Genomic DNA, 21,709 nt, shown 5'->3' with positions numbered 1-21,709 from the left:
TAGGTCAATGTATAAATTGTTTCAGTTACAATATGCTAGAATTGATACAAAATTTATATCTAGTCAGGATAACAATGATGCCACTAACATGACGCGAAGAGGGTGTTGCAGGAGAGGATAGCCGCCTTGCCGCATTAATTTTGTGCGACGAAATTAATGCTCATCTAATCTCAATCGAAGAAAATTTCCTAACCGCACTTCGCCCTCGTGATCGACGGCATGCTACAGGTAATATGTTCCTCCATTGATCTCCACAAATACTTCGTCCTGGTGCCATTTCCAGTTGGAATGACTGTGAGAAGAATAAATATGCTGCTTCCGGATCTCGTGCGCAAACAGGGAACCAAATCTGTTCCACCAATAGCGATCGGTTTCATGACAAATGTCGATACCGCGTTCATGAAGATAGGTCGTCGATATCGCGAAGTGAAAAGGGAAACCTGAGAGACATCATCACAGTCAGCCGGACGATCTCCGGTGAGTATTTGAAATACCGGAAAAGGTTTTTTCATGCTGCAACAGCTTCCGCTATTAGCTCAAATATCCGCTCTGTTATTTCCGATAGCCACGAGAGGACGCACACTATAGGATGTAACAACAATTTTTCTATGCACTGGAGTGGTAATAATCATGGCTGATGAAATCTTGAACAAGGGCAAATGCCCTGTATCCCGCCTTACTACTGCCTTTGGCGCTCCAGTTGTTGATAACCAGAACTCCATGACCGCCGGCAAGCGCGGCCCCGTGCTGGTTCAGGATGTCTGGCTCAACGAGAAGCTCGCCAATTTCGTGCGCGAAGTCATCCCGGAGCGTCGCATGCACGCCAAGGGTTCAGGTGCGTTCGGCACCTTCACCGTGACAAACGATATCTCACGCTACACGCGTGCCAAGATTTTCAGCACGGTTGGCAAGAAGACTGAGATGTTTGCCCGCTTCAGTACCGTCGCAGGGGAACGCGGCGCGGCGGATGCCGAGCGTGATATTCGGGGCTTTGCGCTCAAGTTCTATACTTAAGAAGGTAATTGGGACATGGTGGGTAACAACACCCCTGTGTTCTTCATGCGCGATGCCAAGAAATTCCCCGACCTCAACAAGGCGGTGAAGCGGGATCCGCGTACCAACATGCGTTCGCCGACGAACAACTGGGATTTTTGGACGCTTCTGCCTGAAGCCCTGCATCAGGTTACAGTGGTGATGTCGGACCGCGGCATACCTAAGAGCTTCCGGCATATGCATGGCTTCAGCAGCCACACCTACAGCTTCTGGAACGATGCTGGCGAACGCTTCTGGGTAAAGTTCCACTTCAGGACCCAGCAGGGCATCGAGAATCTGACCGACGCAGAGGCGGCGGCGGTCGTGGCCAATGACCGCGAAAGCAATCAGCGCGACCTCTTCGAAGCGATCGAGCGTGGCGATTTTCCGCGCTGGAAGATGTATGTGCAGATCATGCCCGAGGCAGAGGCGGAAACTTATCACGTTCATCCGTTCGACCTGACCAAAGTCTGGTACAAGAAGGATTATCCACTCATCGAGGTTGGCGAGTTCGAACTAAATCGCAACCCCGAAAACTATCACATGGACGTCGAGCAGGCCGCCTTCTCGCCATCGAATTTGGCGCCCGGCATCAGCGTTTCACCTGATAAGATGCTCCAGACGCGCCTCATCAATTATCCGGATTCGCAGCGTTACCGCCTCGGCGTGAATTATCAACAGGTGCCGGTCAATGCGGCCAAGTGTCCGGTCATGAGCAATCACCGCGATGGCCAAGGGCGGATCGACAGCAATTACGGAGGCCTGCCGCACTACCAGCCGAACAGCTTCGGCCAATGGATTGATCAGCCCGAATACGCAGAACCGCCGCTCAAGATAGACGGCAATGCCGAGATGTTCAATTTCCGTGAAGATGACGATGATTATTACAGTCAGCCGTGCAAGCTTTTCCAGTTGATGACGCCGGCGCAGCAGCAAATTCTTTTCGAGAACACAGCGCGAAATCTCGGTGATGCTCCGGATTTCATAAAGCAACGCCACATCGACAATTGCACCCGCTGTCACCGGGCCTATGGCGAAGGAATTGCCAAGGCCTTGGGCATGTCGGTCAAATCTCCGCAGGAACTGCCGACGGAGCCTGAACTGGCCGACTAATACTTCACCGGATTTGGAGATTTTGCCCCGATACACACCGCCAACATCTCAATGCGAATGAATGAGATGGTCCTTTCGGGGGCAAGATTCCCCAACTTATGAGCCATTTTGGTGCTGTCAGACGAATGCGACCTCGTCTCTGTTTGGCGTAAAGTGGCCCAAAAGTGTCTCTATTATGCCGCCCTAAGGTGCTGCCACTCAGCCAGTGCGACAATTCGGTGGAGTTCGAATAGTTTTCGGCTTGTTAGATGGCGGTCATGGTTGAAGTGATTATGGACTGATGCGTGAATAAAAACGAATTTCTGTAAACTCGCAGGTGCCTGAATTTCTGCATAGCCTGCTCTCTTCGCCGGAACGGAAAATAGGAATTTCTCATGAAGCAAATCTTCAACATTGTGAAGCGAAAGGAGAAATCTGACATATAGTCTCAGGCAGGGAATATATGTGCGCCATCGCAGTGTAGATTCACATGGTCGCCGAAGGCGGGTTTGATGCCTTGTGCATAGGGGATCATAAAACGCACACTGATACCACCGCTCAGCTTTGCTGCTGTCATCCAGCCAACTGCAGTCGCCCACACCTCATTTACGGTAGCCGCTATGTCAGCGTCATTGGCAAGCCTAAGGGATTCGGGCCGGACAATAATATCCACCTTGGAGCCATCGGTCATCTCCACCCCGCAGGCGGATTGTGACCAGATGCCCAAAGGTGACACCACCTGCCCTTCCTCAACATACCCGCCAATACGATTGATTACGCCAAAGAACGCTGCCGCTTCGGCATCCACGGGGGCACGGTAAATTTCTTGCGGGCTGGCATACTGATGCACGCGCCCGTCAGCGCGCAACAGCACCATTTTATCGGCCATAATCAACGCTTCTTCCGGCTCATGAGTAACCATTACCACAGGAATACCCGTTTGTTTCAGCATCCCCAACACCTCCTCGCGCATGTCACAGCGCAAGGCATGATCAAGGTTGGCAAAAGGTTCATCCAACAGCATCAAACGTGGTTTGGGTGCTAAAGCTCGCGCCAATGCCACCCGCTGCTGCTGACCACCGGAAAGCTGATGGGGATAGGCTTTGCTGCGCTCAGCCAAGCCAATCACTGCCAGTAATTCTTCCACTGCTGCTGCCACGCGGTCTTTTGGCTGACCATGTAGCCCGAAAGCTATATTCTCACACACCGTTAAATGCGGAAACAACGATGGTTGCTGGAACACCAGTCCAATGCGCCGCAGCCGCGTCGGCACCGAATGCGCCGGCGCCGAAAGCACCTCGCCTTCCAGTGTAATACTGCCGCTTTGAGTTTGTTCGAGTCCGGCAATCAGCCGCAACAGAGTCGATTTTCCACAGCCAGAAGGGCCAACCAAACAAGTCAGCTCTCCCGCTTCCACCGTAAAGCTGACATCGTTCAACACTTCTAATATGTCAAACGCATGGGAAATGCCTTGCACTTTAAGTTGCGTCATGGGACATCGCCCCTTCCGGCTGCCGCCATCTTATGGTTCAGTAGCCATACAGGTAATAGACTCGCCGCCACTAGCAGCAATGCCGTAGGCGCGGCGCGATGCAATAGTTCATCTCCCGCCAGTTCATAGGTGCGGATCGCCAGCGTATCGAAATTGAAAGGCCGCAATAACAACGTGGCGGGCAACTCCTTTAATGTGTCCACAAAGACCAACAACATGCCTGATAGCAGACTCGCCTGCATTATTGGCAAATGCACTCGCCATAAAATTCCGCGTCCACTCGCTCCCAGCGTACTGGCGACGGCATCCATCTGCGGCATAACCTGCCCCAGCCCCGTCTCGGCAGACTGGAAAGCCACTGTCAGAAAGCGTAGAACGCATCCCCAAACAATGCCTAGCAACGAGCCGGTCAGCAACCAGCCTCCTGGCAATACATATTGTTGCAACAAAATAAACAGCAGCAACACCCCCACAGCGATAACGGATCCGGGAATGGCATATCCCGCCGTGGCTAGTCGAATAGCCCATCTACCTGCCTTCGGAATCTGCCCCCGTAGAGCGTAAGCAAACCACAAGCCCACCGTTATCGCTACCGCCACTGTTAATATCGCCAGCAGCAATGAATTTCCTAGCGCCTGCAGCGTGGATGTATCGGCAAACAGTGCAACATGTTCCATACTCCACTGCATAATTAGTGCAAGCGGTACAATAAAGCCCAGCAAGACTGGCAAACTACAGCCCAATAATACTCCCAACTGCGCGATACCTGACAGACGATAGCGCGGTAGTGGATGATAAAGCGCATTGTTATTGTGATAGCTTGCCTGCCCACGAGCACGGCGCTCTATCGCCAGCGCAAACAGCACCATTGCTAACAAAATGCATGCCATGCGCGCTGCCGCTACGGGGTCATACATGCCTTGCCATGCACGATAAATGCCCGTGGTAAAAGCAGGTACGCCATAGAGTGCCACTACCCCGAAATCTGCAAGCGCCTCCATCGCCACCAGCGCCATTCCTGCTACCAGAGCGGGCCGCGCCATCGGCAGAGCAAGGCGAGTGAATAGGCTGTACCCTGTCAGTCCCAGTGTTTCACCGCATTCCAGCATTTGTCGAGATTGGCTGAGAAACGCACTGCGTGCCAATAAATAGACATATGGATAAAGTGTGAACGAAAGTACAAATACCACCCCGCCCAACGAGTGAACCGCGGGGAAATAGTATTCGCCATAGCTCAACCCTGTTAGTTCACGAATCCAGCTTTGCACTGGCCCCGCTCCCTGTAGCACATCGCCATATATCATTGCCGCAACATAAGCAGGCATGGCCAGCGGCAAAACCAGCAACCATTCCATCAGACCGCGGCAAGGAAAGGCCAACATCGTCACCGCCCATGCAGTGCAAATACCAATTCCCAGCGCGCAAGTACTTACCGCCATCGAAATAATGGCGCTATTCAACGCATAGATGGAAATCAAATTATTGGAAAGGTAATAGGAAAATGTGCCCTTATCTGCCACCACCCAGCCCGCTGCAATGATAAATAGCGGCGCCGCTATCATCACTGCAAGCGTTATGCTGATATAACTTTTGCTGCGGATCATCGGTTAGCGCCAGCCCGCCTCGTCCATTACTTCGATAGCGGTGCGCTGGTGCTTGCCGACTTCTTCTAAATTCAACTGATCGCGGTTAAATTCTCCCCATGCTTCCACTGCACTATTGGCCTTAACAGCCAGGTTGGCGGGGTATTCAAGGTTGGCGTCGGCAAAGAAACGTTGTGCTGGCTCCTGCACCAAATATTCCAAAAGCTTCACCGCATTGGCACGGTTTTTTGCATATTTTGTCACTCCACCACCGCGGATATTCACATGCGTACCATGACCTTCCTGATCGGGGAAAATTACTCCAATTTTTTCTGCCACCTTCGGGTCACGTACCGATTCATCTCCGGCGATTAGACGACCATAATAATAGCTATTCGCCACAGCTAAATCACCCTCGCCTGCCAGCAACGCTTTAATCTGATCTGTATCGCCACCCTGAGGGGAGCGCGCCATATTAGCCACTAAACCTTTTGCCCACTTCAGCGCAGCTTCGCGCCCATCATGCGCAACCCGAGACGCGACCAATGATTGATTATACACATTATTAGAGGAGCGAATTAAAACACGACCTTTCCAGCGGTCGTCTGCCAAATCCGCATAGTTTTGCACGGCGTGCGCCTCAACCCGGTCTTTATGATAAAAAATCAGTCGCGCTCGCGAGGTTATGCCAAACCAGTAGCCTTCGGGGTCGCGTAGATAGGCAAGGATATTTCCCGACAATATTTCAGACTCAACCACTTGTAACAAGCCTTTGTCTTTGGCTTGGTATACATTGCCGATATCCACCGTCAACAGCATATCTGCGGGCGTGTTTTCACCTTCATATTCCAATCGGGTTACCAGCTCAGCGTTGCCACCAGTGGTCAGATTGACCGTAATACCTGTTTTTTTGGTAAAGTTTACCAATACAGGGCGAATTAGGTGCTCTTGCTGCGAGGAGTAAAGGTTCACTACCTGCTCATTTTGAGTAGCAGCATTAGCCGTATTTGTATTGTCATCGAAAGCCGCAAGGCCAAGTGCACAAAGCATAATAGTTAAAAAGCGCATAATCCCTCAATTCACCAAATATTCTGAATTAGGCGACCTTACACCATTCCACATTAGACGCAATGTTTTTGCTAATCACTCGCAATTGCACTGCAGTTCATACCTTTTATTCCGTATTATTTAAGGTGCTATCGGACGAATGCGCCCTCGTCTCCGTATGAAACAAGGTGGCTCAAACGTACCCGCTATCATGCCGCACTAAGTTGGCGTCATGCGGTCAGTGCGGCATTTTTCTGAAGCTTGAATGTTTCTCGGCTTGTTAGATGGCGTTCATGGATAATCGTGAGACGGATGGATCCGCTTCTTACGGATTTCACTTGCGAACATTGGGCCAAATCTATTCCACCAATAGCGGGCTGTTTCATGACAGATATCGATGCCGCGCTCATGAAGAAAGCCTTTGAAATTTCAAGGAGAAAGCGGAAATCGGACATACATCATCACCGCCAGACGGATGACTTCCGGCGAGGTTTCGAAATAGCGGAAGGGGTTCTTTTTTGTCATGCTCTGAGGCTCGTCAACGAGCAAGACAAAAAAGAAATTTTCTTCTGACAAAGCCTCTGGCATAGCTTTGATCAGAATTACCTCAATTAATCTCTTGAAAAAAGGGAGCCGCCCACGCATGACAATGCCCCCTCAGCTATTTAATCAAACATCGGTTCGACGCCCGGGGGTACGCTGAATCCCAGGTCACCTCTGGCGATCACGGCCTCTTTTCCGCCGCAGGCCGCCAGCATAGCCACCTGGTCCGCCTTCGCTTTGCGGTCAACCTCATGCGGATCACAAATCTTAAATAATTCGTCCGTTAGATCCTTTTGAATGTCGGTAAATTCCGGAAGTCCGGCGAGGTTTTTCAATTCTTCCGGGTCGGCCGCAATATCAAATAACTGAGGTTCATAATCGATATAATAAACGAGTTTGTATATACCCTTTCGGATCATGAAGGAGGCCGACTTCGAACACATCGCGTGATATTCTGAAAAGACGGCGAGATTCGGATGGTTGCCCGCCAAAACGTCCAAGACATTGATTCCTGGATGCTCGGCGGTGACGCTTTCGTCATCCAGCTCCCCAACCGCATCGATAATGAACGGATACAGGTCCGTCAAGTTGACGGGCGTCGTTTCCGTAACACCAGAGGGGATATCCGGCCCCTTCAGGATGAGCGGCACGCCGACAGATTCTTCATACATCGTTGATTTCCCCCAGATACCCCGGGCGCCGTTATTATCGCCATGGTCACTCGTGTAGATGATGCGAGTGTTATCGACGAGGCCGCTATCTTCAAGGGTATTCAGGATTTTGCCGACATTCTCGTCGACGAAACTACAGAGCCCAAGATAACCGGCCAGCGCCCTTTTGACCATATCCGGCGTCTTGAAAAAATCGTTATACGGCATCGTCGCGCGATATTTTTGAATATAGGGATGCTGTTTTTCCCGGGCCTGCTCGTACAATTTCGGCAACGGGATATCTTGATTGTAATAGTAATTAAAATGCTCTGTTGGCGCAGTCAGGGGGAAATGCGGGCAGACAAGCGATACGAATAAAATCCAGGGCTTATCCGTATATTTCGATGCTTCCTCACTTAACCATGACTGGGCGCGCGCCGTAATATCACGATCATATGTCGTGTACACCGATTCCCCGGGGCCGGCCATGCGCGCCATTTTATACGCCCCCTTGCGAACCGGCATATCCTCGCCGCGAACGAGACCCATCAGGTCCCCTTTTCCGTCAATGACGTGCATCGCGATCTGCTCGTCGGAAAAGCCGTTGTCGTCTTCGCTGGACCGGAAATGAAGTTTTCCGATTGAAACGACCTGGTGACCCCGCTCCCGCAGCACGCTATGCCAGCTCGGCACCGACCCATCGAAAGCGAGTGCGTTATCCCAGTAATTAATCTGGTGCACATATTTACCTGTCGCGAAGGAAGCGCGGGCTGGCACACAGATCGGCGACGGCGTATAGGCGCTGTCGAAGCGGGCACCGTCGGCGGCAAGCTTGTCGAGATTGGGCGTTTTCACAAGCGGGTGATTCTTGCAGCCGAGATATTTGGGGTTATGCTCGTCTGACATGATGACGAGAAGATTTTGCGGCTTCATTTTATCCTCACATGATATTGAAAGAAATTAAGGGCTGACAAGACCGTCAAGATGGCTGTCGATATGAAGGTCAAAGTTGTTCGGCGGGATGTAGAGTTCCTGATAATAAAGGGTGTCGTCGGAACTCGTCCTGACCGTTACCTTAAACAGCAGGACCGATGTTTTTTCTTCGACACCGATATGGCCAGCTATTTCAGCACTCGCAGGCACGAAAGTGAGGCTTTGACGGAGTTGGGATATCGGATCGCCTGATTGCGCGTACATCAGTTTCTTGAAGTTGTTGCTCTCGAAATCCTTGATCTGCAGGGTCTCAAATATTGGATACCGGTCAATGTCGACAAAAAAGTGAGAGAAAACTGAAAATTCATCATCCATCCGCAAGCAACGGTCGATCCGGAAAATCTGCGACGTTTCCCCAAGCACCACACTCCAAGGGCCCGCGTCCGTGACCAGCGTCCTGTTGAGGATCGAGGGATAAACCGGAAGGTAATCTCCCTCCTTGTTTGTAAACCGGCAATGCAGGGGCTCCGTAAGGCGTTTCCGCCATGGCTTGACAATTGTTCCGATTCCCGGACGGCGCATGACAAAGCCGCTTTGCATCAGTCCCTTAACGGCCTTTTGAACGGTTCCGAGACTATAAGGTGTCATTTCCGTCAGATCGGATTCACTCGGGAGTTTGTCACCCTCCCTGACGATGCCTTCATCCAGGGCACGGACGAGGGCTCGGGACAACTGAATATGTTTCGGGGCAGCGGGTCTGTCGGTGGCCGCCAACGCTTTCGGCAGGAAATCTCCAAGATCCACAATCACGGTGGCGGCTCGGATATGGTCGGGACGGCTGTCGAGCAATGTGTCCACCTTCGTCTCACCTTCCTTAAAATTTCTGCGGTTTTGCACAGCATCTTGTCTTGTCAGCAAAAATCTTGGCCAATGTCCAATTATTTTGATTACTATATAGTATATATCCTATATAGTAATGGGAAGAGAAAAGCTAAGCAAGACCGAAAACGGTATAGGGGAGGATTAAATTTTATGTCGGAGCATATGAAGGATGCTGTCCTCGGGACGGTACTGGCGATCGTCGGGCTTTTTGCACTTTTTTATATTCAGTATGGTCCAGGCGAAGCCATTCAAAGCAGCCGCGCGGCGAATATCACGTTTCGCAGCTTTCCGTTTGCGATTTCAGCACTGCTTTTTCTAATATCCAGCCTGTACGTCATTTCAAGCCTTTTAGCGTTATCCCGCTCCCGCAAGGAAGTGGTCGAGGATCAAAAAGAGGCTGACGCGGATATAGAGCCTCCCGCTGATAAAACAGCGGCGCCATCGCATTCGTCTCTTCGCATTCTTGCCGTCCTGGCGATGCTAATCGGGTTCGCCTTATTGCTTGGCAAGGTTCCCTTCTTTTTGTTGACGGGCGTATTCCTGTTTATCGCGTTCTTCATATTCGGCGAAAAGCGCATTTTGCTCAACGCCCTTGTCGCTGCGATCGGCGGCGGGCTGTTTCACATCCTGTTTGTTTCCATATTGAATTTGCCGCTTTACTGAGGGTTAGAAAGAATGATTGAAGGACTCATAGGCGGCTTTGGCGACGTCATTCAGCCGTGGAACCTTTTGCTTTTATTCCTGGGCACCGGGCTTGGCCTGATGATCGGGGCGCTGCCGGGGCTAAGCTCCCCCATGGCAATCGTTATTTTGCTGCCGCTTACTTACACAATGCAGCCTCTCCCCGCGCTCCTGACAATGATCGGCGTATATGTTGGCACTAAGTTAGGCGGCTCCTTCTCTGCGATTTTGCTGCGAACGCCCGGAACGCCAGCAGGCGCCTGTACGGCGCTGGACGGGCATCCTATGGCGGAGCGAGGAGAGGCCGGGCTGGCGCTTGGATACGCAACGCTGGCCTCGACATTCGGCGGTGTATTCGGCTGGGTCATCGCGATTACGTTCATTCCCCTTCTTGCGACCATCGCCCTGCAATCGGGGAATGCCGATATTGCATTGGTTGGTATTCTTGGCCTGTTGATGGTTTCATCCTTCGTGCGCGGATCGATGTTAAAGGGCCTGATCGGAGTTCTTCTCGGTCTGTTGATCTCAACAGTGGGACTGGATCCGGTCGACGCGACATCCCGTTATACATTCGACATCGTCGACCTGATGTCGGGTATCCCGTTTGCAGCGGCCCTCACCGGCTTTTTCGGGATCGCCGTTGTCTTCAGCGATTTGAAGCTGGTCGGACAGCGGAGCGAAAAGATTGTCGCCAAGGTAAACCTCGCGCTGCCCTCCATGATGGACATGGTACGCCGCTGGCGACCGGCCGTTATCGGCAGTCTGTTTGGCACCGGTATTGGCGCGGTCCCGGGCGTCGGGGCTGAAGGGGCGACATGGATCGCTTATGCGACCGTCAAACGTCAATCGAAAAACCCGGAGGCCTTTGGAAAAGGGGAGCCGGACGGTATTATTGCACCGGAATCCACCAATAACGCGACGACAGGCGGGACCATGGTCCCGATGCTGACGCTCGGTATTCCCGGCGATGGCTCGACGGCAATTATGCTGGGGGCTTTGGTGCTGCATGGGATTGAGCCTGGTGTTATGCTGTTCCAGTCAAACTCCGATTTGGTTTACGGCATTCTGGCCGGGCTGTTGATCGCCACGATCTTCATGTTCCTGATTGCCTGGCGCGCCATCCGAATGTTTATCTTCGTTTTGCAGCAGGATAGGTCATGGCTGTTCCCCTTCGTCCTTTTGCTGGCGACAGTCGGCGCCTTTGCAACCGTAAACAGTGTTTATGCCGTCTATATCGCTATATTCTTCGGGGTTGTCGGGTACTTTCTGGAAGCGCGCGGCTTCCCCGTTGTTACCGTGGTCCTGGGGATAATTCTTGGGCCCATTATCGAGGCGAACCTTCGTCTCGCGCTCGTTATTTCCCATAATGACTGGACTACCTTTATCGACACATGGCCACGACAGCTGATTGTGGCGCTTATTGTTCTCGTCCTGTCTTGGGAAATCTATTCCGGGACCAAAGATGCACGGAAAGGCCGACGCAGCAAGATCGGCATCTCGGATTAACTATCAAAACAACAAACTTCAAAGGAGGAAATGAAGATGAAAAGAACAGGAAAAATTCTGGCGGGTGCGATCGCCTTGGCAACTGCGTTCGCTGTTCAAGCCCCGATCGCCCAGGCATCCATCGACTGCGATACAGTCCGCATGATTGTACCATGGAAAGCTGGCGGGGGCACCGACCGGCTCGGGCGCGGCCTGGCGGTGGCGCTTGAGAAAGTGAGCGGCAAGTCCGTCATCGTCGATAACATCAGCGGGGCAAGCAGCGTTACCGGGTCGGTTAAGGCAATTAATGCCAAGCCGGACGGATGTACGATCCTGATGAATGGCTCGACCGAGATGGTTGCCTTTATGACCTTTAAGCAGAACTTGCCGATCGATCTCGACAAGATGAAATATGTTGGCGCATTTTACAACACGCCAACCTGGCTGGTGTCGCACAAGGATCGCGGCTACAGCTCGTTCGAAGATTTCGCGGCAAAAGCAAAAGCCAATCCGGGCACGCTGACAATCGGGGTCGGCGGCGCGACGGGGGCGCTCATGATCATGGCGTCGGGTATCAAGGGGTACGGCGATCTTGACGTTACAATCGTTCCCTATTCCGGCGGGGCCGACCTGAAGAAAGCCATGCTCGCCAATCAGGTCGATGCCGGCGTGATTCATTCCCCGGTTCTTCTGAAGGAAGTCAAAGCCGGCATGATCAATGTGCTGACGGCGGGCGGAGAGCTCACCAACATCGAATATCCTGAAATTCGCAATGTCCCGACACTTGAAAGTCTGGGAATCCCGGTTAAGGTGGCCGCAATCCGCGGTATCTTCGTTCCCGTAACAACACCCGATGAGGTCGTTGCCGAACTGGCAGGCTGGCTTGAAAGTGCCATAAAAGATCCTGAATTTATCGAATTCGGCAAGAAGTTTGGATATCCGCCTGTCTGGATCAACGGAGAGGATTTCCGCAAAGGCATGTATCACGACAAAGAAGCCTATAAAAAGATTTACGAGGCTTATATCAAGGGGTGAGTGAGTATTATCCCTCACCTGCCGACGGCTTTTGATGTCGGTCGGGAACATAGTTTGCGACTGGGGAGCTTGTGTAAGTTCTCCAGTCGCACCGACTTTTCCTTAAAAAAAACCCCCGAAGACCCTATCGCGAGCAAACGCAATGAGTTTGTCCGGATTACTGGAGTAGGCATTATGAATCAAGCAGACGCGGCCAAGGGGCCTTTAACAGGATGCCGGGTCGTTGAATTGGGAAGTACGGTGGCGGGCCCTTTTTGCGGACGGTTATATGCCGATCTCGGCGCCTCTGTCATTTGTATCGAAAAGCCGTCCGGCGATGCGCTTCGGGGCATGGGGCGCCAGTTCAACGGAAAGTCCTTGTGGTGGGCGAGCATGCATCGGAACAAGGAGACGGTCGCCGTCAATATGAAGTCCGAGGACGGACGCCGCATCGTCCGGGATCTGGTGCGAGGCGCCGATATTTTAATTGAAAACTTTAAACCGGGAACGCTCGAAAAATGGGGCCTTGGATATGACGAGATTTCCAAGGACAATCCCAGTCTTGTGCTTGTCCGTATTAGTGGGTTTGGGCAAACCGGCCCCTATAGTAAGCGAGCCGGGTTCGGGATAATCGGGGAATCCCTGAGCGGCATTCGCAGTATCACCGGGGAGCCAGACCGCCCGCCCGCCCGTGTCGCGGCGCCCGTTACCGATTATGTTGCCGGTCTCTATGGCGCCTTCGGAGGTCTTGCCGCCATGCAAGAGCGACATCGAACCGGTCTCGGCCAAGTCGTTGACGTCGCACTTTATGAATCTTCATTTTCCATGATGGAAAACTTTGTTCCGACGTTTGAAAAGCTTGGCATAGTACCAACGCGCGTTGGTTCCAGATTGCATGGACACGTGCCAAACAGTCTTTTTCCCGTAAAAAATGATGAGTGGATACATATCGCCGCCGGGAACGACACAGTATTCGACCGGTTCGCTGTTGCCATTGGGAAGCCAGAGCTTCTCGATGATCTGAAATTCAACAGTGGCCCCGCTCGCCTCGCTAACGAAGAAGAAATTGTTGGAATAATTGGTGAATGGACCGCAGGTTGGTCCCTGAATGATTTGTATGAATTTCTGGTTGAACATGACGTTCCGGCAGCCCCCATCTACACAATTGCGGATGTCTTTGAGGATCCTCAGTTCGCCGCGCGCGAGATGATTCTCGACGTTCCCGATGACGAAATGGGACGGGTCAAGCTATCCGGCATTGTGCCTAAATTCTCTCATTCCCCGGGGTCCATACGGTGGGCGGGGGGCGCGATCGGTAAGGATACGCATGCGGTCTTGTCCCGGGAACTCGGCTATTCGGACGATAAATTGCACGCGCTTGAGAAGGCTGGAGCAATCACCTCCCCTGCCGATCCAGTCACATCCTAGGCGGAGACAAAAGATGGATGATATAACGCCCAGCAATCTTGTTCTAACCTTTACGGAAGATCATGAGCGCTATCGCGCCTATGTGCGTGAATTTGCAAAGAAGGAGATCGCACCTTATTCCAGCAAGTGGGATCAGGAGAATAGAATACCCTGGGAGGCCGTTAAAAAGATGGGGGACGCTGGCCTCCTCGGTGTCATTGCCCCCCGGGAGATGGGTGGTCAGGCTCGGGATCATGTCTGTCTCGGCATCACCATCGAGGAGTTAGCGAGAGCCGATATCAGCTGTGCAATCATATGTTGGCTGCAGGCGAGTATTGGAACGCTGATGCCCGGGTGGGGCGCGGAAACGGTGCGCGCTGTGAATGCCGGTGAGACGATGGTCGCTCTCGCCATGTCCGAACAGGACTCCGGCTCGGATGTCGGGAACACATCTACATTTGCAAAAAAAGCCGGCGACGAATATGTCATTAACGGCACCAAGATCCATGTGAGCCTGGTGCCTGGCGCGCAGGTCATGGCGGTCACGGCAAAGACGGAATCCGAAGACGGCAAAACCAAAATCAGCATGTTTCGCGTCGACTCCGATCTCCCCGGGATCAACGTTAGCTCAATGGACCAGATGGGCGCCCGCGCCCACCAACTCGGTCGGGTCGTGTTTGAACATGTTCGGGTCCCTGCATCTGCGATGATGGGCGATGATGGCGGCGGTCGCCGCGCATTGAATGTTCGCTTCAATGTCTCGCGGTGCCTCTCTCCACTTGCCGCGATCGGGGCCGCGCAGGCGGTGCTTGAAGAAACAATTGAATACACCAAGAACAGAATTGTATTTGACCGGCCCATCGCTACCAATCAGGCGGTCAGCTTTCCGCTCGTCGAACATTGGACACGAATTGAGGCGGCGCGTCTCATGGCGTATCGCGCCTTAAGCATGTCGTCCCTCGGGCAATCTTCGATGCGGGAGGCGGCGATGGCAAAGTGGTTTGGAATTTCATCGGCAAAGGCCGCGATTTCGGATTGTCTGCAACTGCATGGGGCCGACGGCTACCTCATTGACTATCCGCATGAACAGCGCGTGCGTGACGTCACCGCATTGTCATTCACCGGAGGAACCATAAACATAATGAAAGTTCTGTTGGTGCGCGAATTATTCGGACGAGAATTCTCAGGACTTTAAGCCAAGCATCAGATTGGTGCTGTTAGACTTATGCGACCTGGTTTCTGTTTGGCGTAAATTGACGATAAGGTGCCACTATTATGCCGCACTAAGTTGCTGCCACTCGACCAGTGCAGCATTTCTTTGAAGCTTGAATGTTTGTCGGTAGGTTAGGTGACGTTCATGGTTGAAGTGGTTATGGACTAACGCGTGGATTGAGACGAATTTTTGTAAACTTCGGTGATGCCTGAATTTCAGTATCGCTTACTCTCGTCGCCAGAACGGGAGATGGGAGTTTCCACAGCGATTATTCTCCCACCGACCAACCTCTTGAACCTCAACATTTCCGATGGTCTTCGTGGCAGCACGATATGAACGCGATCTATCCGTTACTATTTCCTGTGGTTTTCTGTACCGTTTCATAAGCTTTTTAAAAAACACCATGGCTGCCTTGCAATCGCGGCGCCGAGAAACAAAGACTTCCAGAACTTCTCCTTCGTGGTCGACGGCGCGCTACAGGTAATATGTTTCGCCATCAAACTTCACAAATTCCTCGTCAAGATGCCATTTCCAGTTTGAATAATTTTGAGATGGATGGATCCGTTTCTTACAGATTTCATTTGCGAACAATGGGCCAAATCTGTTCCACCAATAGCCGACTGTTTCATGACGGATATCGATGACCCGTTCATGAACAAGGTCTTCGACATTGCGAAGTGAAAGTGCAAACCTGACGTACATCATCACCGCAAGGCGGATAATCTCCGGTGAGATTTTGAAATACCGGAATGGGTTCTTATTTTTTATTCGAGGATTCTATGGAATTGCTAAGATACGGTCAAAGCCCGATTTTCTTCTGACAGTGCCCGTCCCACCACCAAATTAGAAATCGCCTATATTTCAGGAGGCGTTCATATATGACAATGTTATTCAATACGCCACCGCTTCGCCTGACCCGCCATCGACGGCGATGCATTGCCCGGTCACCATGTTTGCCATGGGAGAACAGAAAAAAAGTGCAGCCGCCGCAATATCCTCTGGTTGTATTAGCTTCCCAAGCGGGATATCTTTAACACGTCTCGAAATTACGGTATCAATATCTTCGCCCGTCTGGCTGGCTTCACTTTCGAACATTTGGGTTGCTCGCTCAGTTGCCGTGTATCCTGGATGGATACAATTAACGGTTACGTTGAAGCGGGCGGCATAGTTAGCAAATTGTTTCGTAAAGTTGGCGACCCCCGCATTCGCCACACCGTTTGTAATCCTAAGTGGTGCAACGATGCGGGCTGTCATTCCACCTATATTGATGATCCTGCCGGCTCCTCTACTTTGCATATGCGGGAGCACCAACCGCGCTATGCGGATATATGCCATAAGCTTGACGTCGATATGATACCGGAACTCATCATCAGTCAATTCGTCGAACGGCGCACTTGTCGAGGTCACCGCATTATTAATGAGAAAATCCAGAGATCCGGCTGCCTTCGTAGCATCCAAAACGAACTTCTCTATGTCTTCTATACGGCTGACGTCGGCTTTATAGCCCCACGCTTTAATCCCCTTATCCTTTAAGTCGGCAACGGTCTGATCTAAACTATCTTGGGACCGCCCGCATATCGCAACGTTGACACCCTGATCTGCCAGCATGAGGGCTATTGCCCGACCGATGCCGCGGCTGCCACCGGTAATTAATGCCGTTTTATTTTTAAGTTGGAAGTCCATTATCTGATCATCCTCAGTTAAAATTTTGTAAAATTTCCTCGAAGGCAAAACAAATGCAGTAACTTCCTTCATGCATCATTCTTACAGCGCGACTATCCTACAGCCTTCAAATCATCCAATTCGACGGCTGTCTGGCGCTGCTCGCCAAGCCCTGCAATCTTTAGAACAAGTTGGCTGCCTGGCTTCAAATACACTTGAGGCGTTTGTCCCATACCCACACCCGCGGGTGTTCCTGTGGCTATGATGTCGCCAGGTTCCAGAGTCATGAAATGGCTTACATAGGAAACCAGAGCGGGTACATGAAAGATCATCTGGGCTGTGCTGCTGTCCTGATAGACCTGGCCGTCCAATTCCAAATGCATATGTAAATTGCCCGGGTCTCGGATTTCGTCTTTCGTGACGAGCCAAGGCCCTAGCGGACAGAACGTGTCAGCCGACTTCCCTTTTGTCCATTGTCCATTACGATCGAGCTGAAAACTTCGTTCCGAAATATCATTGACGAGACAATACCCGGCAATGACGTCAGCAGCAGAGGCTTCATCCAGATAACTCGCACGCTGGCCAATAACCACTCCAAGCTCAATCTCCCAATCGACTTTCTTATAGCCGCGCGGAAGAATTATGTTGTCGCTCGGTCCACAAATAGAGGTGGTCGCCTTCATGAATATGATCGGTTCCGACGGCCTCTCCATACCCGCCTCGTCAGCATGGTCTTTAAAATTCAGGCCGATACAGACAATTTTTCCGGGCCGGTTCACACATGGACCAATCCTGACGGCACTATCGACCGCGGGAAGGCTTTCAAGGTCCACGTCTCGCAACCGATCCATTAAGCCATCATCAATCGTTGCAGGTGTAATATCCGGGATAATGCCAGACAAATCTCGGATAACGCCATTGTCATCCAAGATACCGGGTTTTTCCTGACGAGGCTCTCCGAACCGAAGCAAACGCATTTATCTTTCCTCTTCGTGGTAATCTTAATCTTTGAAAATTGGCGTAAACTTAGCGATGCATTGCAGCCCCTTGTATTTGCGTGCGATGCATTAACCTCCGTGCGGTCTCGTCGAACGCGTCGCGGCGGTGCATGGTGCATCGGTTATCCCAGAAAATAAGATCGCCCTTCTTCCAAACCTGGTCCCAACGGAATTTGTCCTGACTGGCGTGCTTCCAAATGCGGTCTAGAATTTCTTCACTCTCTTCCAGCGGAAGGCCGGGGATATATGCGTTGCGGCGGCGGCCAAGATAGATGACCCGGCGCCCGGTTTCCGGATGGGCCGGAGCGAGAGGATGAAGCGCGCCAGGGACCTCCCGTGGATCATCACTATCACTGAAACCCTTGCGCAGTTCTCCAGCACTGTTTCTGCTTGCGTCGTGCTTGCACTCGTAGTTGTCCGCGATTTCCTTAAGATCCGCCGGCAGGGCCTCATAAGCTTCATACATATTGACGAAGCCCGTGTCTCCCCCTTCGGTGGGAACCTCAAGTGAATAAAGGCAACTCATTTTCGGGGGATCCGGGTTATATGACATATCTGTGTGCCAAACAGATTCATACGAACCGAGGCTACCGATGGCTTTGCCATTCACCTTTACATTTGAGATTACGTTGATCTCTGGGTACTCAGGTATCTCACGCTCACCGCTTGTCGTAATCGGGGCAAGGTCCAGCGTCCCAAAATGCCGACTGAATGCTATCAGGTCAGCATCCGACAACTTCTGTCCACGGAAACGCAATACGAGATGATCATTCCATGCTTTTTGAATTTGCTGGAACGTTTCAGCCTTTATGGGCTTTGAAAGGTCGACGCCCTCAATATCGGCCCCGAGTGCCTTACCGGTTGGTCGAACGATGATTGATGGAGTATTGCTCATCTTCTTTCTCTGCTTTTGCCTCCGCACTTAAGCGCAGGTCATTTCCCTGTGAATCCAATTATCGAATTTCTGTGTAAGCCGTGTTTTTGAGCTAGCTGGCAAAACAAGCTTCGGCCCGGAAACAGAGATCGATTGCTCAAGCAAACGGACATCGGTCTTAATAAATCCATTCATCTCGCCGGCAAGCGGCATCTCCATATGCAGGCAAACCAACGCCTCATGCAAGCAGCCGAGATCACTGGCGACACCATTACCAACGGTGACCTGAAGCCCGAGCTCTTGAGCCAGGCGAAACTGGCGATACAAGTTTTTTGCACCACCAGCCTTGCTAAGTTTCAACTTAACGGCAGCAATGCCAGGAATGGCACTCGAACGCCGAATATCATCATCGCCATAAATGGCCTCATCAAGCATAATAGGGATCGGAGACTCGCTCGCAATTGTTGCCATGGCCTGCCAGTCATGACTGTCGACGGGCTGCTCAAAAAATTCAATTGCGTCTTCCGGCACTGAGCGTGCAAACGCAAGCGCGGCATCCACTTGATATCCCTGATTGGCATCCACTCTCAGTCGGGCGCAATCGCCGACGGCTTCGACAATCGCGTTGACGCGATGCGCATCATCCTTGGGATCGTACCCGACTTTGACCTTGAGCGTCCGATACCCCTGCTCGATGAGACCGGATGCATATTCGGCGGCCGATGACGCATCAAGCGTATTGACCGTACCCGCGAGTTCAAGTTCGCCAGGCTTCGACATACGAAGGAGCGGCTCGTTTTCGAGATCCTCCACTGCCTCAGTGATTGCGGAAACAAGGAACGGACACCGCTGAAACCAAGCTTTGAGATGAAGCGCAATTCCGGAGGGTGTCAATCCCTTGAGTTCTGGCGACAGCATTTCCGCATAATTCCACGCCTCGGTTGGGTCTTCCGGTGAATAACCTTTCACCGGGCACGCCTCACCCCACCCGATGCGGCCGGAATTGTCTGTCACAGAAATTAGAATCACATCGAAATCGGACAATGTGCCAAGTGAATTTTCGTAAGGAGTCAGGAGGGGAAGCCGCAACCAATAAGCACCCAACTGTTCGATCACAGTGTGAGATGGAGATGCGAGGTTTCGATTGCCCATAGTCATCATTCCTGCTCTTTAGTATTGTCGTGAAAATGATCCAGGTCTGAAGACCGGAAGTTCTGGACGAACGGTATAATGAAGGTGAGACAAGCGAAGATTAAAACGCCAAGTGCGATTGGGCGATCAAGAAACAACGAAATGCCATCGTTGGACGCTATTAATGCTCGACGCAAATTTTCTTCAATTAATCCTCCCAGTACGATTGCCAACACAATCGGCACGACAGATATCCCCACGCGTCGCAGCACGTAGCCAAACAACCCAAGGCCTAACGCGAGATAGATGTCAAAGACGTTTGACCGCACGCTAAATGAACCTACCACCGATAGCGTCAGGATCGTCACAACGATAAATGGTTTCGGCATCTGCACCATTTTCACCCAGAAGCCGACACCAAACACGCCGAAGATCGCCATGAAGACATTGGCACCACCAAGGGCAAGAAAGATGAAGTAAACGAGGTCAAGTTGTTGGGTAAAAAGTGATGGCCCTGGGGTCACGCCATGCAAGAGCATGGCGCCAAGCAGCACGGCGGCAGTCGCTGAGCCAGGAATCCCGAGTGCGAGCAACGGCACTAATGCAGAACTGACGGTCGCATTGTTACTGGATTCCGCAGCGGCTAATCCTTCATACGACCCTTTCCCGAACCGCTCTGGATTATGCGAAAAACGCTTTGCTTCGTTATAGCCGATCCAATTGGCTGCCGCCGCACCGACTGCAGGCAGTGCGCCGAGAAAAGAACCTAATACCGACCCAATCATCGTCACACGGAAAATGTGACGGAACACTTTTGCTGATAGCGTAAATGCAAACAACTTTGGCTTTGCCACAACCCGGCCGTCGCCATTATCATCGAACAGCAGTGACAGCGCTTCCGACACTGCAAACAAGCCGACAAGTGCCGGTATGTAAGGAATGCCTTCAATCAAATTGATATTGTTGAACGTAAAGCGAGGAAAACCGGTCAGCGGATCGATTCCAACCGTGGTCAAGATAAGCCCGAACAGCGCAACGACAAACCCGCTCAGAATTGATCCTTTAACCAAGCTGGCGATGATCGCGACGCCGAGAACCCCGAGCGCAAAGTATTCTGGTGCCCCGAACGCCAGCGCTAAATCTGCAAGTGGGAGAGCAAGAAAGACAAGTGCAACGGTGCCGATAAGACCGCCAATGACGGAGGCCGTAATTGAGATTGAGAGCGCGCTGTCAAGTTCGCCCTTCTTCGTCAATTCATAGCCATCCAAAACCGTCGCTGCGGAGGCTGGCGTACCAGGTACGCCGATCGTGATGGCAGTAATTGAACCCGCGTATGTTGCTGCGGTATATAGCCCAATCAGGACAGCGAGGGCGACCTCGGTCGAAAGTGCATACGTCGCGGAAACCAGAAGCGCTGTCCCGGATGTGGCATCGAGACCAGGAGTCACGCCAAACGCCATACCAATCGTGACCCCGACGAACAGCGCAAGCAATACCGATGGCTGAATGAGCAGGTCAAGCCCGCCAATAAGTCCCTCTATAAGCATCAGGTGCTCCTAAAGCGTGGCGATGGGGATGAGCAGAACATAGTCGAATAGAACCCAAAGAGCTAAGGGCAAGACAACGGAGAATATGCCGTTTGCCAACCAGGATTTTGAACCAGCTAACCGTAAGCCAACGAAAAGTGCGAACGGCAAGACATAGAAGAAGCCCCAATGTGCGGCACACCAAACGGCGAGGGCAACCAAAAGAGCCGTCGATCCCGCTTGCAGAATGACCTTTACATGTACGCGCTTAAGTTGCCGCCGCGAGATTACAACGTCGCAAGCCATCAAGACCAGCATCAATACAGCGAGGCTGGCCGGGAAAGCTGCCGGACCTATATCTCGGCCCGAAAGCGCCTCAGGAAAGCTGCCTGCCGTTACCAGTAAAAGAATGGTAAGAGCAGCTAACCCAGCGTAAAGGACAAGTGTGAGCGGGATCATCATTC

16 protein-coding genes and 5 pseudogenes are annotated in these 21,709 nt (G+C 51.9%); 6 read left to right on the top strand and 15 right to left on the bottom strand.

What is annotated here, in order from left to right; genetic code table 11:
* Positions 1–225 precede the first annotated feature (225 nt).
* Positions 226–454, bottom strand: a pseudogene (locus ACESNI_RS10600) (IS6 family transposase); the annotation flags it as partial.
* Between the two features lie 176 nt (positions 455–630).
* On the opposite strand from ACESNI_RS10600, the pseudogene ACESNI_RS10595 reads away from it, so the two are divergent.
* A pseudogene (locus tag ACESNI_RS10595) lies at positions 631–2,145 on the top strand (catalase).
* A 173-nt stretch (positions 2,146–2,318) separates the two neighbouring features.
* Here the strand turns inward: ACESNI_RS10595 and ACESNI_RS10590 are convergent.
* The 7 genes and pseudogenes from ACESNI_RS10590 to ACESNI_RS10560 form a co-directional block, all read right to left on the bottom strand.
* A pseudogene (locus ACESNI_RS10590) lies at positions 2,319–2,515 on the bottom strand (IS6 family transposase); the annotation flags it as partial.
* Positions 2,516–2,572: 57 nt separating this feature from the next.
* Positions 2,573–3,616, bottom strand: coding sequence for an ABC transporter ATP-binding protein (locus tag ACESNI_RS10585; RefSeq protein WP_373086596.1), 1,044 nt, complete (start codon positions 3,614–3,616; stop codon positions 2,573–2,575).
* Positions 3,613–5,220, bottom strand: a complete 1,608-nt coding sequence (locus ACESNI_RS10580) for an ABC transporter permease (RefSeq protein ID WP_373086595.1) — start codon at positions 5,218–5,220, stop codon at positions 3,613–3,615. Before ACESNI_RS10580 ends, ACESNI_RS10585 begins: the two co-directional genes overlap by 4 nt.
* A 3-nt stretch (positions 5,221–5,223) precedes the next feature.
* Entirely contained in the window at positions 5,224–6,267 is a 1,044-nt protein-coding gene (locus tag ACESNI_RS10575) for a Fe(3+) ABC transporter substrate-binding protein (RefSeq protein ID WP_373086593.1), read from the bottom strand.
* 276 nt (positions 6,268–6,543) lie between these two features.
* Positions 6,544–6,771, bottom strand: a pseudogene (locus tag ACESNI_RS10570) (IS6 family transposase); the annotation flags it as partial.
* A gap of 140 nt (positions 6,772–6,911) precedes the next feature.
* A complete protein-coding gene (locus ACESNI_RS10565) occupies positions 6,912–8,372 on the bottom strand; it encodes a sulfatase-like hydrolase/transferase (RefSeq protein ID WP_373086592.1) in 1,461 nt (486 codons plus the stop codon).
* Between the two features lie 27 nt (positions 8,373–8,399).
* Entirely contained in the window at positions 8,400–9,230 is an 831-nt protein-coding gene (locus ACESNI_RS10560; protein ID WP_373086591.1) for a GntR family transcriptional regulator, read from the bottom strand.
* 174 nt (positions 9,231–9,404) lie between these two features.
* On the opposite strand from ACESNI_RS10560, the gene ACESNI_RS10555 reads away from it, so the two are divergent.
* The 5 genes from ACESNI_RS10555 to ACESNI_RS10535 all read left to right on the top strand — a co-directional run bounded on the left by ACESNI_RS10555 (position 9,405) and on the right by ACESNI_RS10535 (position 15,036).
* Positions 9,405–9,917: a tripartite tricarboxylate transporter TctB family protein gene (locus ACESNI_RS10555; protein ID WP_373086590.1), complete on the top strand. Its 513-nt coding sequence runs from the start codon at positions 9,405–9,407 to the stop codon at positions 9,915–9,917.
* A gap of 12 nt (positions 9,918–9,929) precedes the next feature.
* The gene (locus ACESNI_RS10550; RefSeq protein WP_373086589.1) at positions 9,930–11,441 is read left to right on the top strand and encodes a tripartite tricarboxylate transporter permease; all 1,512 of its coding nucleotides are present in this window, start codon (positions 9,930–9,932) and stop codon (positions 11,439–11,441) included.
* A 36-nt stretch (positions 11,442–11,477) separates the two neighbouring features.
* Positions 11,478–12,455 (top strand): Bug family tripartite tricarboxylate transporter substrate binding protein, encoded by a 978-nt coding sequence (locus tag ACESNI_RS10545; RefSeq protein ID WP_373086588.1) that lies wholly within the window; start codon positions 11,478–11,480, stop codon positions 12,453–12,455.
* A gap of 174 nt (positions 12,456–12,629) precedes the next feature.
* Positions 12,630–13,862 (top strand): CaiB/BaiF CoA transferase family protein, encoded by a 1,233-nt coding sequence (locus ACESNI_RS10540; protein WP_373086587.1) that lies wholly within the window; start codon positions 12,630–12,632, stop codon positions 13,860–13,862.
* Positions 13,863–13,875: 13 nt separating this feature from the next.
* Positions 13,876–15,036, top strand: coding sequence for an acyl-CoA dehydrogenase family protein (locus tag ACESNI_RS10535; protein ID WP_373086586.1), 1,161 nt, complete (start codon positions 13,876–13,878; stop codon positions 15,034–15,036).
* A 78-nt stretch (positions 15,037–15,114) separates the two neighbouring features.
* Here ACESNI_RS10535 and ACESNI_RS10530 read toward each other — a convergent pair.
* From ACESNI_RS10530 to ACESNI_RS10500, 7 genes and pseudogenes are all read right to left on the bottom strand, one after another.
* Positions 15,115–15,759: pseudogene (locus ACESNI_RS10530) on the bottom strand (IS6 family transposase).
* 186 nt (positions 15,760–15,945) lie between these two features.
* Entirely contained in the window at positions 15,946–16,809 is an 864-nt protein-coding gene (locus ACESNI_RS10525; protein WP_373086585.1) for an SDR family NAD(P)-dependent oxidoreductase, read from the bottom strand.
* 20 nt (positions 16,810–16,829) lie between these two features.
* The gene (locus ACESNI_RS10520; protein ID WP_373086584.1) at positions 16,830–17,693 is read right to left on the bottom strand and encodes a fumarylacetoacetate hydrolase family protein; all 864 of its coding nucleotides are present in this window, start codon (positions 17,691–17,693) and stop codon (positions 16,830–16,832) included.
* Between the two features lie 49 nt (positions 17,694–17,742).
* Positions 17,743–18,609 carry a TauD/TfdA dioxygenase family protein gene (locus tag ACESNI_RS10515; protein ID WP_373086583.1) on the bottom strand — a complete coding sequence of 289 codons (867 nt, stop codon included), beginning with the start codon at positions 18,607–18,609 and terminating at the stop codon, positions 17,743–17,745.
* 27 nt (positions 18,610–18,636) lie between these two features.
* A complete protein-coding gene (locus ACESNI_RS10510) occupies positions 18,637–19,740 on the bottom strand; it encodes a mandelate racemase/muconate lactonizing enzyme family protein (RefSeq protein ID WP_373086582.1) in 1,104 nt (367 codons plus the stop codon).
* A 5-nt stretch (positions 19,741–19,745) separates the two neighbouring features.
* Positions 19,746–21,266, bottom strand: coding sequence for a tripartite tricarboxylate transporter permease (locus ACESNI_RS10505; protein WP_373086581.1), 1,521 nt, complete (start codon positions 21,264–21,266; stop codon positions 19,746–19,748).
* A 9-nt stretch (positions 21,267–21,275) separates the two neighbouring features.
* A complete protein-coding gene (locus tag ACESNI_RS10500) occupies positions 21,276–21,707 on the bottom strand; it encodes a tripartite tricarboxylate transporter TctB family protein (protein WP_373086580.1) in 432 nt (143 codons plus the stop codon).
* Between the last annotated feature and the right edge of the window lie 2 nt (positions 21,708–21,709).

This window comes from Sneathiella sp., assembly GCF_041689005.1.
GTDB lineage: Bacteria > Pseudomonadota > Alphaproteobacteria > Sneathiellales > Sneathiellaceae > Sneathiella.
This window is presented reverse-complemented; position numbering and strand designations above follow the sequence as displayed.